14 protein-coding genes are annotated in these 16513 nt (G+C 35.2%); 10 read left to right on the top strand and 4 right to left on the bottom strand.

All coding sequences use genetic code 11. The annotated features are described in order from the left end of the window. Positions 1–60: 60 nt before the first annotated feature. From CF599_RS05660 to CF599_RS05635, 6 genes are all read left to right on the top strand, one after another. Positions 61–498, top strand: a complete 438-nt coding sequence (locus tag CF599_RS05660) for a MarR family winged helix-turn-helix transcriptional regulator (protein WP_121965074.1) — start codon at positions 61–63, stop codon at positions 496–498. 55 nt (positions 499–553) lie between these two features. Then, positions 554–2959 carry a 3-hydroxyacyl-CoA dehydrogenase/enoyl-CoA hydratase family protein gene (locus tag CF599_RS05655; RefSeq protein ID WP_121965073.1) on the top strand — a complete coding sequence of 802 codons (2406 nt, stop codon included), beginning with the start codon at positions 554–556 and terminating at the stop codon, positions 2957–2959. A gap of 29 nt (positions 2960–2988) precedes the next feature. Further along, positions 2989–4170, top strand: coding sequence for an acetyl-CoA C-acyltransferase (locus tag CF599_RS05650; protein WP_121965072.1), 1182 nt, complete (start codon positions 2989–2991; stop codon positions 4168–4170). Between the two features lie 32 nt (positions 4171–4202). Further along, positions 4203–5996: an acyl-CoA dehydrogenase family protein gene (locus CF599_RS05645; RefSeq protein ID WP_121965071.1), complete on the top strand. Its 1794-nt coding sequence runs from the start codon at positions 4203–4205 to the stop codon at positions 5994–5996. Positions 5997–6252: 256 nt separating this feature from the next. Then, positions 6253–6621 carry a hypothetical protein gene (locus tag CF599_RS05640; protein WP_121965070.1) on the top strand — a complete coding sequence of 123 codons (369 nt, stop codon included), beginning with the start codon at positions 6253–6255 and terminating at the stop codon, positions 6619–6621. 108 nt (positions 6622–6729) lie between these two features. Beyond that, complete coding sequence (locus tag CF599_RS05635; protein ID WP_121965069.1) at positions 6730–7011, top strand: DUF3817 domain-containing protein; 282 nt, start codon at positions 6730–6732, stop codon at positions 7009–7011. Between the two features lie 21 nt (positions 7012–7032). Here the strand turns inward: CF599_RS05635 and CF599_RS05630 are convergent, their stop codons facing one another. Further along, positions 7033–7458, bottom strand: coding sequence for an NUDIX hydrolase (locus CF599_RS05630; RefSeq protein ID WP_121965068.1), 426 nt, complete (start codon positions 7456–7458; stop codon positions 7033–7035). 164 nt (positions 7459–7622) lie between these two features. Here CF599_RS05630 and CF599_RS05625 point away from each other — a divergent pair, with 164 nt between their 5' ends. The 3 genes from CF599_RS05625 to CF599_RS05615 all read left to right on the top strand — a co-directional run bounded on the left by CF599_RS05625 (position 7623) and on the right by CF599_RS05615 (position 11407). Further along, complete coding sequence (locus tag CF599_RS05625; RefSeq protein WP_121965114.1) at positions 7623–8861, top strand: OmpA family protein; 1239 nt, start codon at positions 7623–7625, stop codon at positions 8859–8861. A gap of 96 nt (positions 8862–8957) precedes the next feature. Next, entirely contained in the window at positions 8958–10943 is a 1986-nt protein-coding gene (gene uvrB / locus CF599_RS05620; protein WP_121965067.1) for an excinuclease ABC subunit UvrB, read from the top strand. Between the two features lie 32 nt (positions 10944–10975). Beyond that, positions 10976–11407, top strand: a complete 432-nt coding sequence (locus CF599_RS05615) for a DUF1456 family protein (RefSeq protein WP_121965066.1) — start codon at positions 10976–10978, stop codon at positions 11405–11407. Between the two features lie 122 nt (positions 11408–11529). Here the strand turns inward: CF599_RS05615 and sucC are convergent, their stop codons facing one another. The 3 genes from sucC to CF599_RS05600 all read right to left on the bottom strand — a co-directional run bounded on the left by sucC (position 11530) and on the right by CF599_RS05600 (position 15853). Then, entirely contained in the window at positions 11530–12723 is a 1194-nt protein-coding gene (sucC, locus tag CF599_RS05610; protein WP_121965065.1) for an ADP-forming succinate--CoA ligase subunit beta, read from the bottom strand. A gap of 143 nt (positions 12724–12866) precedes the next feature. Then, a complete protein-coding gene (locus CF599_RS05605; RefSeq protein WP_121965064.1) occupies positions 12867–13487 on the bottom strand; it encodes an L-threonylcarbamoyladenylate synthase in 621 nt (206 codons plus the stop codon). Positions 13488–13516: 29 nt separating this feature from the next. Beyond that, a complete protein-coding gene (locus CF599_RS05600; RefSeq protein ID WP_121965063.1) occupies positions 13517–15853 on the bottom strand; it encodes an ATP-dependent helicase in 2337 nt (778 codons plus the stop codon). A 127-nt stretch (positions 15854–15980) separates the two neighbouring features. Between CF599_RS05600 and CF599_RS05595 the strand changes: the two genes are divergently transcribed. Next, positions 15981–16508, top strand: coding sequence for a hypothetical protein (locus tag CF599_RS05595; protein ID WP_254050243.1), 528 nt, complete (start codon positions 15981–15983; stop codon positions 16506–16508). Positions 16509–16513: the final 5 nt, after the last annotated feature.

Below are 16513 nucleotides of genomic sequence, written 5' to 3'. Positions count from 1 at the left end.
ATTTTAAAAATAGTATGCGTGCATACTATTTTTTTTTATATTTGGATTATTCAATACAATATGAAAAACACAACAATCGATTACGTATTAAGAGCAACATGGCAAGCAGTAGCTAGAATGTACAATGAAGAAGCATCAAAATACGATGCTACGATGTCGCTTGCGTTTGCACTTTTAAGTATAGATAAAGAAGGGACTCCCTCTACTCTATTAGGTCCTAATATGGGAATGGAAGCGACTAGTCTTACACGCACACTAAAAAAATTGGAAGAGAATAAATTGATCACGCGTGAGAAGAATCCTAATGATGGTCGTGGTGTAATCATTAAACTTACTCCTCTTGGTTTAGAAAAGAGAGAGCTTTCAAAAGCAAAGGTAAAACGCTTTAATGAAAAAATACACGCACAAATATCTGAAGAAAAAATCAAACACTTTATGGAAGTAACTGAAGTTATCAATCAGTTAATCAACGACAAAAGTATATTTGAAGACAAATAATTGTCGTATCTTATCCAAGTGTTATAACAGTATAGAAACCAAAGAACAATAAAATATGAAAAGAATAATTAAAAAGGTAGCAGTAGTAGGATCTGGTGTAATGGGATCAGCTATTGCTTGTCATTTTGCTAATATTGGACTAGAAGTATTGCTTCTTGACATTGTACCTAGAGAATTAACTCCTGAAGAGGAAAAAAAGGGACTTACACTAGAAAGTAAAGTCGTAAGAAATAAAATAGCGAGTACTCACTTAGCTAATGCACTTAAATCTAAACCTGCTCCTATTTATTCACAAGCTTTTGCTTCACGCATCGCTGTTGGAAATATAGAAGATGATTTAGTAAAAATAAAAGATTACGACTGGGTAATCGAAGTTGTAATCGAAAGATTAGACATTAAAAAATCTGTCTTCGAACAGATAGAAAAATATAGAAAACCAGGTTCATTAATTACTTCGAATACATCAGGTATTCCAATGAAACTAATGGCAGAAGGTCGCTCAGAAGACTTCCAAAAACACTTCTGTGGAACGCACTTCTTCAACCCTCCAAGATACTTACAATTGTTTGAGATTATCCCTGGCCCACAAACTGCTCCAGAGGTACTTGAATTCTTCCAAAAATACAGTAGCCTATACTTAGGTAAAACACCTGTATTATGTAAAGATACACCAGGATTTATCGGTAACCGTATAGGAGTATACTCTATGGCTATGGTAATGCAATTAGCTCAAGAAATAGGATTAACTATAGAAGAAGCGGATACATTAACTGGATCTATCTTAGGTCGTCCTAAAACGGGTACATTTAAACTTGGAGATTTAGTAGGTCTTGACACAGCAATCAATGTAACAAATGGACTAAAACAAAACTGTCCTGCTGATGCAATGATTCAACAAGTGAAAGATAGCAAACCATTAAACTTCTTATTAGAGAACAAATTCTTAGGTGATAAATCAAGAAAAGGATTCTACTATAAAGAGATTGATAAAGATGGTAAGACTAATCGCTACGCATTAGACTTAGAAAAATTAGAATACCGTCCATTAGAGCGCGCTAAAATAGCCGTTTTAGAAACAGCTAAACAAGCTGGTGGAACGAAAGCTAAATTGGCTTTATTATTAGCAGATCAAACAAAAGCTGGTGAATTAATCAGAAAACACTTCGCTTCATTATTTGCTTATGTTTCTCAACGTGTTCCTGAAATCACAGATACCCTATTCCCTATCGATGACGCTATGCGCACAGGATATGCTTGGAAATATGGACCATTCCAAACTTGGGATTTAGTAGGTATCGAAAAAGGTATCGCTTTAGTAGAAAAAGAAGGATATACAGTAGCTGACTGGGTTAAAGAATTAGCTGCATCAGGAGCGAAAAGCTTCTATAAAGTAGAAAACGGTAAAAAACTGTACTACAACCAAAATACAAAAGCTTTTGAACCAATTCCAGGGCAAGATGCTTTCATTATCCTTGACAATATTAGAGCTACTAATAAAGTATGGGGTAATAGTGAGGCTTCATTAATCGACTTAGGAGATGGTATTGTGAACTTAGAGTTCCACTCTAAAATGAATACAATCGGTGGTGGAGTATTAGCTGGATTAAACAAAGCGGTTGAAATCGCTGAGAAAGACTTCCAAGGATTAGTAGTAGGTAACCAAGGTAGTAACTTCTCTGTTGGGGCTAACCTTATGATGATTTTCATGATGGCTGCAGAGCAAGATTGGGATGAATTAAACATCGCAATCAAAACATTCCAAGATACAATGATGAAAATGCGTTACTCTGGTATTCCAGTAGTAGCTGCTCCTCATGGAATGACTTTCGGTGGTGGATGTGAGTTGAGCTTACATGCTGATAAAGTAGTCGCTGCTGCTGAGACATATATCGGATTAGTAGAATTCGGTGTAGGACTTATCCCTGGTGGTGGTGGTTCTAAAGAGATGACTGTGAGAGCTGCTGATTTATACCGCAAAAATGATGTGGAATTAAATACACTACAAGAGCACTTCTTAACGATCGGTATGGCTAAAGTAGCTACATCTGCACAAGAAGCTTTTGACTTAAATATATTACAAAAAGGAAAAGATTTAGTTGTCGTAAATAAAGACTTGCAAATTGCACAAGCAAAAAGAGAGGCTTTAGTAATGGCACAAGCTGGATACACACAACCTGCTCTTAGAAAAGACATTAAAGTACTTGGTCGTCAAGCATTAGGAATGTTCTTAGTAGGAACAGATAGTATGTTAGCTGGTAAATACATCTCAGAACACGACCGTAAGATAGCTAATAAATTAGCGTATGTTATGGCTGGTGGAGATTTATCAGAACCAACTTTCGTTACAGAACAGTACTTATTAGACCTAGAGAGAGAAGCTTTCTTATCACTATGTGGAGAACGCAAAACTTTAGAGAGAGTTCAGTATATGTTGAAAAATGGTAAACCATTAAGAAACTAATCTTTAACCAATTAAAACGACAGACAAATATGAAAACTGCATATATAGTACAAGGATATAGAACAGCCGTAGGTAAAGCCCCTAAAGGTGTGTTCAGATTTAAAAGACCTGATGAACTGGCTGCTGAGACGATCGAATATCTAATGAGTAAACTACCAGAATTTGACAAAACTCGTATCGATGATGTTATGGTAGGTAACGCAATGCCTGAGGCAGAACAAGGGTTAAACATGGGACGTCTTATCTCTCTTATGGGATTAAAAATAGATGATGTACCTGGTGTAACTGTTAATAGATACTGTGCTTCTGGAATAGAAACTATCGGTATGGCTGTAGCTAAGATACAAGCTGGAATGGCTGACTGTATCATCGCTGGTGGTGCTGAGAGTATGAGTTATATCCCAATGGGTGGATATAAGCCAACTCCAGACTATGGCGTAGCAAAAGAAGGTCACGAAGACTACTACTGGGGAATGGGGCTAACTGCTGAAGCTGTAGCTAATCAATTTGGTATTTCTCGTGAAGACCAAGATGTGTTTGCTTATAACTCACACATGAAAGCTCTTAAAGCACAGGCAGATGGTAAATTTGACAATCAAATCGTACCAATCACTATTAATGAGGTATTCATTAATGAGAAAGGTAAAAAAGATAGCAGATCTTATACAGTTACAAAAGATGAAGGGCCAAGAGCTGGTACTTCTATCGAAGCATTAAATAAGTTAAGACCAGTATTCGCAGCTGATGGATCAGTAACAGCGGGTAACTCATCACAAATGAGTGATGGTGCTGCCTTCGTGATGGTAATGTCAGAAGAAATGGTAAAAGAGTTAAACATTGAGCCTATCGCTCGTATGGTAAACTATGCTGCTGCAGGTGTTGAACCTCGTATTATGGGTATCGGACCTGTAAAAGCAATTCCAAAAGCATTAAAACAAGCAGGATTACAACTAAAAGATATCGACTTAATCGAATTAAACGAAGCTTTCTCTTCTCAGTCATTAGCTGTAATGAGAGAATTAGGGATTAATCCAGATATCGTAAACGTAAATGGTGGTGCTATCGCATTAGGTCACCCGTTAGGATGTACAGGTGCTAAACTATCAGTACAATTATTTGACGAGATGAAATGCCGCGGTTCTAAATACGGAATGGTAACGATGTGTATCGGTACAGGTCAAGGTGCTGCTGGAATCTATGAACTATTATAAATTGCTATTAACCAAAATAAAAGAAATATATTATGAGTAAAGATATCATTAGAGGAGGTCAATTCTTAGTAAAGGAAACTAAATGTGAAGACATATTCACTCCTGAGGACTTCACTGAAGAGCAAGTAATGATGCGTGAATCTGTAAAAGAATTCATCGACAAAGAAATATGGCCTAATAAAGACCGTTTTGAGAAAAAAGACTACGCATTCACAGAATCATCTATGCGTAAAGCAGGAGAACTTGGACTTTTAGGAGTTGCAGTTCCTGAAGCTTACGGAGGATTAGAAATGGGATTCATCTCTACAATGTTAGTATGTGATTATATCTCTGGAGCGACAGGTTCTTTCTCAACAGCTTTCGGTGCTCATACAGGTATTGGTACTATGCCAATTACCTTATATGGAAATGAAGAACAAAAACAAAAATACGTTCCTAAATTAGCTTCAGGAGAATGGTTTGGTGCTTACTGTTTAACAGAGCCTGATGCAGGATCAGATGCTAACTCTGGAAAAACAAAAGCAGTATTATCTGCTGATGGGAAGCACTACTCTATCACAGGACAAAAAATGTGGATCTCTAACGCAGGGTTCTGTAGTGTATTTATCGTATTCGCACGTATTGAAGATGATAAAAATATCACCGGATTTATCGTAGAAAACGATCCAAGCAACGGAATTACTTTAGGAGAAGAAGAGCACAAATTAGGTATTAGAGCTTCTTCTACACGTCAGGTTTTCTTTAGCGAAACAAAAGTTCCAGTAGAAAACATGCTTTCTGAAAGAGGAAATGGTTTTAAAATAGCGATGAATGCATTAAACGTAGGTCGTATCAAATTAGCAGCTGCTTGTTTAGATTCACAACGTCGTTTAATCACACAATCAGTAAAATACGCTAATGATCGTATCCAGTTTAAAACACCTATTTCATCTTTCGGTGCTATCCGTACTAAATTAGCTGAAATGGCTACTAATGCTTATGTAGGTGAGGCAGCATCATATAGAGCTGCTGCAGCTATAGAAGAGCGTATCAACCAACGTATCGCAGAAGGTAATACACACCAAGAGGCAGAATTAAAAGGAGTAGAAGAATTCGCTATCGAATGTTCTATCCTTAAAGTTGCCGTTTCTGAAGACGTTCAAAGTTGTGCAGACGAAGGTGTACAAATCTTCGGAGGTATGGGGTTCTCAGAAGACACACCAATGGAAAGCGCATGGAGAGATGCACGTATATCTCGTATTTATGAAGGTACTAATGAGATTAACCGTATGCTTACTGTAGGTATGTTGATCAAAAAAGCAATGAAAGGACACGTAGATTTATTAGGACCTGCTATGAAAGTAGCTGATGAACTAATGAGTATCCCAAGCTTTGACGTACCTGATTACTCAGAATTATTCGCTGAAGAAAAAGAAATGATTAGCAAGTTAAAACAAGCTTTCTTAATGGTAGCTGGTAGTGCGGTTCAAAAATATGGACCTGAACTAGATAAACACCAAGCGTTATTAATGGCTGCTTCAGATATGCTTATCGAAATCTATATGGCAGAAAGTGGTATCCTTAGAACTGAGAAATTAGCTAAACTTAAAGGAGAAGCAAATATTAAAGAACAAATCGCTATGGCTCAATTATACTTATACCACGCTGTAGATGTTATCGCATTAAAAGGAAAAGAGGGTATATCTTCTTTCACTGAAGGTGATGAGCAACGTGTGATGTTAATGGGACTACGCAGATTTACAAAATATGTGAACCTACCAAATGTAAATGCACTTAGAGAAACTATTGCAACTAAATTGGTAGAGACTAACGAATACGTATTCTAGTTATAGGATACAGACAATTTGGTTTAGTTTGTTTGAAAAAAACCGCCACTTTTCTTCTGAAAAGGGCGGTTTTTTGTTTAAATACTACAACCTATTTACAATTTGAAGTAAACTATACTACTAAAACAAACCATAACACACACTATTAAAGTTATTTATATAAAAACAATTAAAATATTTCATCTTTTATTTCACTATAATCATCTAAAAAGATTACTTTTGCACCATAATTTTTTATACTAAAAAGATATTTACTGTGGAAAACGCAAATGCTTTAAAATTGATTAAAAAGATCCAGTCAGATCTAATAGCTGATGGTCTTGTTGTAGAAAACATTGTAGCAGATTTACAAAAACTAAGAGAGTTTGCTTTACTAGAAGAGAAACCAGTGTTAGTTAAGTCTATTCGTTTAGCATACGAACACATTCAAAACAACAATGCATTTTTAATTGCTATTCCATCTGACGAGCCAGTTGAAGAAGAAGAAGGAGCTACTAAGCCAGAGCAAGAAGCTAAAAATGACACAGAAAGCTTACAGTACTTATTATCTTTATACAAAGACATTAATAACAAACACAACTTAGAAGATTTAAGAGATTACAACACTCGTTTATCTACATTCTAATTGTAAATGTTAATCAAAATATAAAAGCCTAACAGATTTGCTGTTAGGCTTTTTTTGTTATCATAATAAAAGTATATTAGCATACTTAAAACTTCTAATTCAATAAGAATGCTTAAATTATTTAAAATTGTCGCTCTGCTTGAGGGACTATCATTACTAGCGTTATTATTTATCGCTATGCCATTAAAGTATATGTGGCAACAACCAGAGATGGTAAGAATAGTAGGTATGGGACACGGAGTGCTATTCATACTATATATAGTTATGGCTACTGTACTAAAAGGAGATGAAAAATGGAGCTTAAAAACATATGGGCTTATCTGTATCGCTTCAGTCATTCCATTTGGAACTTTTGTAATGGAGAAAAAACTCTTAGAAAATAGAGCATAAAAAAAATAAGTCTATATAGACTTATTTTTTTTTGTAGATACTTATAGCATCTGTAATAATATCCAAATGATCAAATGCTAAATCAGGCAATTCATCAACACTAAACCAAGCTAACTCTTTAGCGTCATCAGCAGCCTTGCCAACAATGTCCTCTCCTACCTCACCATAGAAAGCAACAGTAACCATATGTGATCTCGGATCTCTAAAAGGTTTTCCATACGCTTTAATTTGTACAAGGTCTTCGTAAACAATCGACGTTTCTTCAACTAATTCACGTCTAGCGGCAACAACTAAATCCTCATTTTCGTCAACAAAACCACCAGGTAGAGCCCAATAATCGCGAAATGGTTCATTTTTGCGTTTTATTAATAATAATTGCAAAATGTTTGAACACTTTCTAAACAAAACCACATCAACAGTAACGAATATCTTTGAAACATATCCCATATATCATATCTTTAATGAAACAAATGTAAAAAATATATAGCTTTTTACAAAAAAACTTCGATTTCTCTTTCTAATACAAATCTTTGCCTTATATTTGCTTCATAAGCGATTAGTAAAAAATGTGATTGTTTTAATCACGTTTAATGGAAATTAAAAAGACAACTATGAAAAAATTAACATTACCGTTATTGGCTTCTGTATTAGCTTTTGGTGCTGTTCATGCTCAAAGTCCTTACAACAAATGGTCTATTGACTTAAATGGAGGGTTTGCTAAACCGGCTAGAGTATTATCTTCAGGATATACTGCTGAAACATTCAAAAACTTACACTTAGATGGAGGTGTACGTTATAGCTTAAACAATAAGTTTGGTATTAAAGCATCTTTCGGATACGACAAATTAGACAATTGGACTAATGATGCTGATTTAAACACAAACCACTACAGAACAAGCTTAGAAGGAGTTGTTAACGTTGGAAGACTTTTAAACTTCGAATCTTGGACTAAAGTATTAAACGTTCAAGCTCACGCAGGGGGAGGTTACTCTTGGATGAATGGAGACGCAATGTCTGGAACAGACAATATGGGTCACTTAATGGCTGGATTAACAGGACAAATTAAAGTTCACCCACGTGTAGCTTTAAACGCTGACTTTACAGTTATTCAAAGTTTACAACAAAACAATACTTGGGATGGTTTAAACGCTACAACGCGTTCAATCGCTCAAGGAACTATGTTTAATGCTTCTGTTGGAGTTTCTATCTATTTAGGTAAAAACGGACAACATGCTGACTGGTATGTTGAATCTGAAGCAGAAAACAATATGTTAGCTGAATTAGAAGGTAGAGTAACTAAAGTTGAAGGAATGCTTGTTGACTCTGATGGAGACGGTGTGCCAGATTACTTAGACTTAGAGCCTAACACTCCAGCTGGAGCTTTAGTTGATTCTAGAGGTAGAAATATCGATAAAAACAACAACGGTATTGCTGATAACATCGAAGCTTTCATCGCTGAGAAATATGGTAATCAACCAGAACAAGCTGTTGCAGGAACTGATTCTAACATGATTAAAGAATTAATCAACAAAGGATATGTAGCTGCTTACTTTGATTTTGACAAATCTCAACCATCAAACGTTGACGGAATCAACTTCATCGTTAACTATATGAAAGCTAATCCTAATGCTTCTGTAGAAGTAATTGGATATGCTGATGCAGTAGGTAACAAATCTTACAACAACAAGTTATCAGAAAGACGTGCTAACGCAGTTAAAGATATCTTAGTTAAATCTGGAGTTTCTTCATCTAAAGTTTCTGCTAAAGGAAATGGAATTGATGACGCTGTATCTAAAGATTCAGCTGCAGCTCGTAGAATTGCAAGAAAAGTTGTTTTCAAAATTAACTAATTTTAGAATTCAATTTAATCATATTAAAGCGCAAGATTATTCTTGCGCTTTTTTTGTTTATAATAAGTAACTTTGCATTACTTATTTGAAGCAACTATGAAATTTAATCTAAATTCAGAATACAGCCCTACAGGTGACCAACCCCAAGCTATAAAAAAACTAGCCGAAGGAATCAATGCTGATGAAAAATACCAAACACTAGTTGGTGTTACTGGTTCTGGAAAAACATTTACTATAGCTAATGTAATTAAAGAAGTAAACAGACCTACTTTAATCCTAGCACACAACAAAACCTTAGCAGCACAGTTATACACAGAATTTAAAAGCTTCTTCCCAAACAATGCAGTAGAGTACTTCGTATCTTACTACGATTACTATCAACCAGAGGCTTTCTTACCAGTTACAGGTACTTATATCGAAAAAGATTTATCTATCAACGAAGAGCTTGAAAAGATGCGACTAAGCACTACCTCTGCTCTACTCTCAGGTAGAAGAGATATTATTGTAGTTGCTTCTGTTTCTTGTTTGTATGGTATAGGAAACCCTGTTGAATTTCAAAAAAATGTTATCGCTTTAGAGGTCGATCAACAAATAAGCAGAACTAAACTACTTCACCGCTTAGTTCAGAGCTTATATGCCAGAACAGAAGTTGAGTTTACTGCTGGTACATTCAGAATAAAAGGTGATACAGTAGAAGTGTTCCCTAGTTATGCAGACAATCCTTTTAGAATACACTTCTTTGGAGATGAGATAGAAGATATTGAGGTTTTTAATCCAAGTACATCTGCCGTCATAGAAAAATACACTAATCTTACAATCTACCCTGCCAATATGTTTGTTACATCACCTGATGTATTACAAGCAGCAATATGGGAAATACAACAAGACTTAGTCAAGCAGGTAGACTATTTTAAAGAGATAGGAAAACATCTTGAGGCTAAGCGCTTAGAAGAACGCACCAACTTTGATCTTGAAATGATTAGAGAACTTGGATACTGTTCAGGAATTGAGAACTACTCAAGATATCTAGATGGTAGAGAACAAGGAACACGCCCTTTCTGTTTAATTGATTACTTCCCAGATGATTATTTAATGGTAATAGACGAGAGTCACGTGACAGTATCTCAAGTCCACGCAATGTATGGTGGAGATAGATCACGTAAGGAAAATCTAGTAGAATACGGCTTTAGACTACCTGCAGCACTTGACAATAGGCCACTTAAATTTGAGGAGTTTGAAGCCATGCAAAATCAAGTAGTTTATGTCTCAGCTACACCTGCTGACTATGAACTACAAAAATCTGAAGGAGTATATGTAGAACAACTAATACGTCCGACAGGGCTATTAGATCCAATTATCGAAATAAAACCTACAGAAAATCAAATAGATGATTTGATCGAAGAAATACACAAAAGAGTAGAAAAAGATGAAAGAATCTTAGTTACAACCTTAACCAAACGTATGGCTGAAGAATTAGCTAAATACTTCACCCGTGTAGGTATTAGATGTAGATATATACACTCTGATGTAGATACATTAGAACGTGTTGAAATCATGCAAGATTTACGTAAAGGGCTATTTGATGTACTAATCGGAGTCAACTTACTAAGAGAAGGACTTGACTTACCTGAAGTATCTCTTGTAGCGATATTAGACGCAGATAAAGAAGGTTTCTTAAGAAGTCACAGATCACTTACCCAAACGGTCGGTAGAGCTGCTAGAAACGTTAATGGTCGTGCTATTATGTATGCAGATAAGATCACAGCTAGTATGCAACGTACTATAGACGAAACAAACTACAGACGTGAAAAGCAAATGATCTATAATAAAAACAACAATATTACCCCAACAGCTATTGTCAAAAAAATCTCTAGCGAATTAGTAAAAGCATCTTACGAGGATCTGCAAAAAGAATCTATTCTCCAAGCAGCAGAAGAGACACTGAAGTATAAAACTAAAGCTGATATTGAAAAAATCATCAGAACCAAGAGAAAAGACATGGAAAAAGCAGCAAAAGATCTAGATTTCTTAAATGCGGCACGATTAAGAGATGAAATAAAAGCTTTAAAAGACAAACTGTAGATATTTTAATTACCTTTGCAAAAAGACATTGAATGAACAATAACGATATATTAAAGAAACTGAGAGTCGCTTTACAATTACGCGACGATCAAATAGTAGAGATCCTAGAGTTAGTTGATTTTAGAATTTCGAAAGCTGAAGTTGGAAGCCTTTTTAGAAATGAGGATCATCCTAAATACGTAGAATGTGGAGATCAAATCCTTAGAAACTTCTTAAACGGATTAGTTATCCACTTAAGAGGTACTAAAGAAGATCCTAAAAACCCAACGGAAGTACTTACATCTAATAAAGCTGAAGTAAAGCCCTTTAAAGAACAGAAGAAAACTGAGAATAAAGGTAAATCTTACGCTAAGCCTGCTAACAAATCTGCTGCAGACAATAAAAAGAAAAGCACTTTTAACAAAAAGGACTTAGCTCATCCATTAGCTGGAATTAAATTCAACAATGGTAAAAAATCAAAATAAAAAAAAAGCTATTCACTAAACTGAATAGCTTTTTTTATTTCCCCTCTATCTTTTCAGAAAAGGAGATATACTAAAAAAGGCGAACTCAGTGAGTTCGCCTTTTTCTATAACTTTATAATCAATTATGATAAAGCAGCTTTAACTTGGTCTGCAGCTTCTTGGAAAGCGATAGCAGATAAGATTGGCATACCTGATTGATCAATAATTTCTTTTGCTAATTCAGCATTTGTTCCTTGTAAACGAACGATGATTGGCACCTGGATATCATCACCCATGTTTTTGTAAGCATCAACAACTCCTTGAGCAACACGGTCACAACGAACGATTCCTCCGAAGATGTTAATCAAAATAGCTTTTACATTAGGATCTTTTAAGATAATACGGAAAGCGATTTCAACACGTTTAGCATCAGCAGTTCCTCCTACGTCTAAGAAGTTAGCAGGTTCGAAACCAGCATACTTAATTAAATCCATAGTAGCCATCGCTAATCCAGCTCCGTTAACCATACATCCTACAGTACCATCTAAATCTACGTAGTTTAATCCAGCTTCTTTAGCTTCTACTTCGATTGCTCTTTCTTCAGTTGTATCTCTGTATTCAGCGTATGTTTTTTGTCTGTATAATGCGTTATCATCAAGAGTAACTTTTGCATCAACAGCTAAAATCATATTATCTGAAGTTTTTAATACTGGGTTGATCTCAAACATAGAAGAGTCACTTCCGATATATGCTCTATATAAAGCATCAACGAACTTAACCATTTCTTTGTGTGCGTTTCCAGATAATCCTAAGTTAAAAGCAATTCTTCTAGCTTGGAATCCTTGTAATCCTACAGCAGGATCAATTTCTTCTTTAAAGATTAAGTGTGGAGTATTTTCAGCAACTTCTTCGATATCCATTCCACCTTCAGTAGAATACATAATCATGTTACGTCCTTTAGCTCTATCAAGTAATACAGACATGTAAAACTCACTAACTTCACTTTCTCCTGGGTAGTAAACGTCCTCAGCAACTAATACGCGATTAACTTTTTTACCTTCTGGTGGAGTTTGCGGAGTAATTAAATCCATACCGATAATGTTACCAGCGATTGTTTTTACTTCGTCTAAGTTTTTAGCCAACTTAACTCCTCCTCCTTTACCTCTTCCTCCTGCATGGATTTGAGCTTTAATTACATACCAACTTGTTCCAGTTTCTTCTGTAAGTTGTTTTGCTTTTTCAACTGCTTCTTCCGCGTTGTTAGCTACTAATCCACGTTGTACTCTTACACCGTAGCTAGCTAATATTTCTTTACCTTGAAATTCATGTAAATTCATAGTGTGATACGTTTAGCTTTTAATTTAAACAGTTACAAAAATAACAATTCAGTTTGAAAAACCCTAATTTAATTAAGTTTATATGCTTTGCAACTGTAAATTAACCTTGTTAATTATTTGTTCTTTAATTTTACTCTATTCTTTTAGAAGATATCAGTATCCCCTTTACCTACCCTGATTACTTCTGGTTCATCTCCTGACAAATCGATTACAGTAGAGGCTTCATTTGTTCCATATCCACCATCAATAACCACATCTACAATATTTTGCCATTTCTCAAAGATCAACTCCGGATCTGTAGTATATTCTAATATCTCATCCTCATCATATATAGAAGTAGACACTATAGGATTGCCAAGTTTCTTCACTATCTCTCGTGCTATATTATTATCCGGAACACGGATACCTACCGTCTTTTTCTTTTTAAAATCCTTAGGCAAGTCATTATTTCCAGGTAATATGAATGTATATGGCCCCGGTAAAGCCTTTTTAAGTATCTTAAAAGTAGAAGTATCTATCTGCTTAACATAATTAGAGATATTACTCAAGTCGTGACATATAAAAGAAAAATTAGCCTTTTCTAACTTAATTCCTTTTATCTTAGCGATCTTCTCTAATGCCTTTGAATTCGAAATATCACATCCTAATCCATACACAGTATCCGTTGGATAGATAACTAATCCTCCATCTCTTAATACCTTTACCACTTTATCTATCTCTTTCTCACTTGGATTCTCAGGATAGATCTTTATAAACTGTGACATAATTACTATTATTAGTGTACTTAAATTTACTATAAAACTTGAAGCTTAGCAAATCTCAGAAGTAGTTTTTTAATCCCACCTACATCGAATCGTATCTCTGCTTTCTTATCTGCTCCCATACCTTCTAATCCGATAATGGTACCTCTACCGAAACGTTCGTGCATCACATTCTGACCGACCACTAGATCTTGATTCCCATTTGTCAGACTTGTCACCTTCGCACTTGAAGAATCCATTGGCTTAAGCTTCCTAATATTTCTATTCTCTTTTGGCTCTTCATTATCTGTGATGTAAGCAGGAGGATTACCTCCCACAGGTTTTGTCAACCTTAATTTACTCTTATCTACATCACCGAATATATCCGCATTAATCGTTGGCTTATATCTATAATTAGTTTCTACAGGAGTCAAATACTCTAGATATTCATCCTTGATCTCTTCTATAAAGCGAGAAGGATCACTATCTACTAATTTACCCCATCTATATCTAGATTGAGCATAAGTAAGATAGGCTTGATGCTCTGCACGAGTTAACGCCACATAGAATAACCTTCTCTCCTCCTCTAACTCACTTCTCGTATTCATACTCATCGCACTTGGAAACAAATCTTCCTCCATCCCTACACAGAATACTGTAGGAAACTCAAGTCCCTTAGCCAAGTGAATAGTCATTAACGCCACTCTATCATCATCACCTGTATCCTTATCTAGATCTGTAGCTAATGCCACATCTTCCATAAACTCACTTAAAGCTCCTCTAGCCCCATCTACTTCTTTTTGCCCATCGATAAAGTCTTTAATACCATTTAAAAGTTCCTCTATATTTTCCATACGAGTGATTCCCTCAGGCGTAGTATCTTTTCGCATCTCTTGTACCAGTCCAGTTTTCTTAACGATATGCTCTGTTAACTGATACGCATCCATTGTAGTTTCTAATGCTTGAAACGCCTTAACCATATTACTAAAGTCACTCAACTTATTTCGAGTTCCAGCAGTAATCTTTAAGTCTATCTTATCGATGTGTTCCATCACCTCGAATATAGATCTCTTATAGTGATTAGCTGCTATAGTAAGCTTATCTAATGTCGTATTACCAATACCTCTAGCAGGATAGTTTATCACGCGTACTAAAGCTTCCTCATCCTTAGGGTTAATTACTAATCTTAAGTAACACAGTACATCTTTAATCTCTTTACGCTGATAGAATGACAGCCCTCCATATATACGATAAGGAATATCCTTTTTACGCAAGGCATCCTCCATCGCACGTGACTGCGCATTGGTTCTGTATAAAATAGCAAAATCACTATTGTTTTTTTGATTCTGCATCCTCTCTTCAAAGATTGTTGACGCTACGAAACGTCCTTCCTCTCCATCTGTTAAAGATCGGTGTACTTTTATTTTTGGTCCATTATCATTAGCAGTCCATACTACTTTATCTAACTTCACCTTATTATTATCAATAACAGAGTTCGCTGCCTCTACTATATTTCTAGAAGAACGATAATTCTGCTCTAGTCGATACGTTTGCACCCCTTCATAATCTTTTTGGAAGTTCAATATATTATTAATATTTGCCCCTCTAAAAGCATAGATACTCTGAGCATCATCACCTACCACACAGATATTGTGAAAACGATCTGACAACGCCTTAACAATAAGATATTGTGAGTGATTCGTATCTTGGTACTCATCTACTAAGATATATTTAAATCTATTTTGATACTTAGATAACACATCAGGAAAACGTGTCAACAACTCATTTGTCTTTAATAACAAATCATCGAAGTCCATTGCTCCTGACTTAAAACAGCGCTCTACATAGTTATTGTAAATCTCCCCTATACGAGGTCTCTTACTCATCGCATCAGCTTCTTGTAATTCAGGATTATTAAAATAAGCCTTTACAGTCACTAAGCTATTCTTATAAGACGATATTCTACTTAAGATTTCTTTCGGTTTATAGATATCTCTATCTAACTGCATCTCCTTAATAACCTGCCCGATTAAACGCTGACTATCTTGAGAATCATAAATAGTAAAGTTACTTGGATACCCTAATTTATCAGCCTCAGCTCTAAGTATTTTTGCAAATACAGAGTGGAATGTCCCCATCCACAAGTTCTTTGCTTCTGAACTACCTACGATTTGGGCTATCCTCACTTTCATTTCACGAGCTGCCTTATTAGTAAAGGTCAGTGATAGAATATTAAATGCATCCACTCCTTGGTGCATTAAATAAGCTATACGTAAAGTCAACACCCTCGTTTTCCCTGATCCTGCTCCAGCGATTACTATCATTGGTCCTTCTTTTTGAAGTACAGGCGCTCTTTGAGCCTCATTTAACTGATCTATATAATTTTGCATATCTAATTTACTCGAAAGTGTCAAAATTACGATTACTATACCTTTATAACAAGTTTTTTACTGCTATAAAAATTAGCACATAAAACATAATATTCCCTACTTTTGTTCAAAAATAATCGCAATGGGTATGGATTTTATCTTACAACTTATCGCATATACTATTCCTGCCTTAATTACTGCAGCTGTAGCCTATATGTCTTTTAGTAAATTATTAGTAAATCAATCTAAGAAAGATCTTTTTCTATTAGAAAAACTTAGAACACAAAACACTATTGATCTTCAAGCACTGAAACTACAAGCTTTCGAACGTTTAATTATTCTTATTGAACGCATTGATCTAAAGAAACTTGTTTTGAGAATAAACCCTAATTCTGAAGACAAAACTCTATATCAGATCAATCTTATCACACATTTAGAACAAGAGTTTGATTACAATGTCTCTCAACAGGTTTATGTAAGCAATGAACTTTGGCAGATACTAATACAAACTAAAAATGATATTATAGCACTAATCCAAGTTACTAGTGCCAATCCTAATATCACAAATGCAACTCAACTAAGACAAACCTTAGTTAGCCAAAATCTACAGATAGAACAAAAACTAGAAATTGTCAGACAAGCGATTAAACTAGAAGTAAATACAATTACAAAATAATAAAA

The sequence above is a fragment of the Myroides sp. N17-2 genome, assembly GCF_002286775.1.
In the GTDB taxonomy this organism is placed as follows: domain Bacteria; phylum Bacteroidota; class Bacteroidia; order Flavobacteriales; family Flavobacteriaceae; genus Flavobacterium.
The sequence above is the reverse complement of the archived record's forward strand: the minus strand, read 5'-3'. Positions and strand labels throughout refer to the sequence as shown.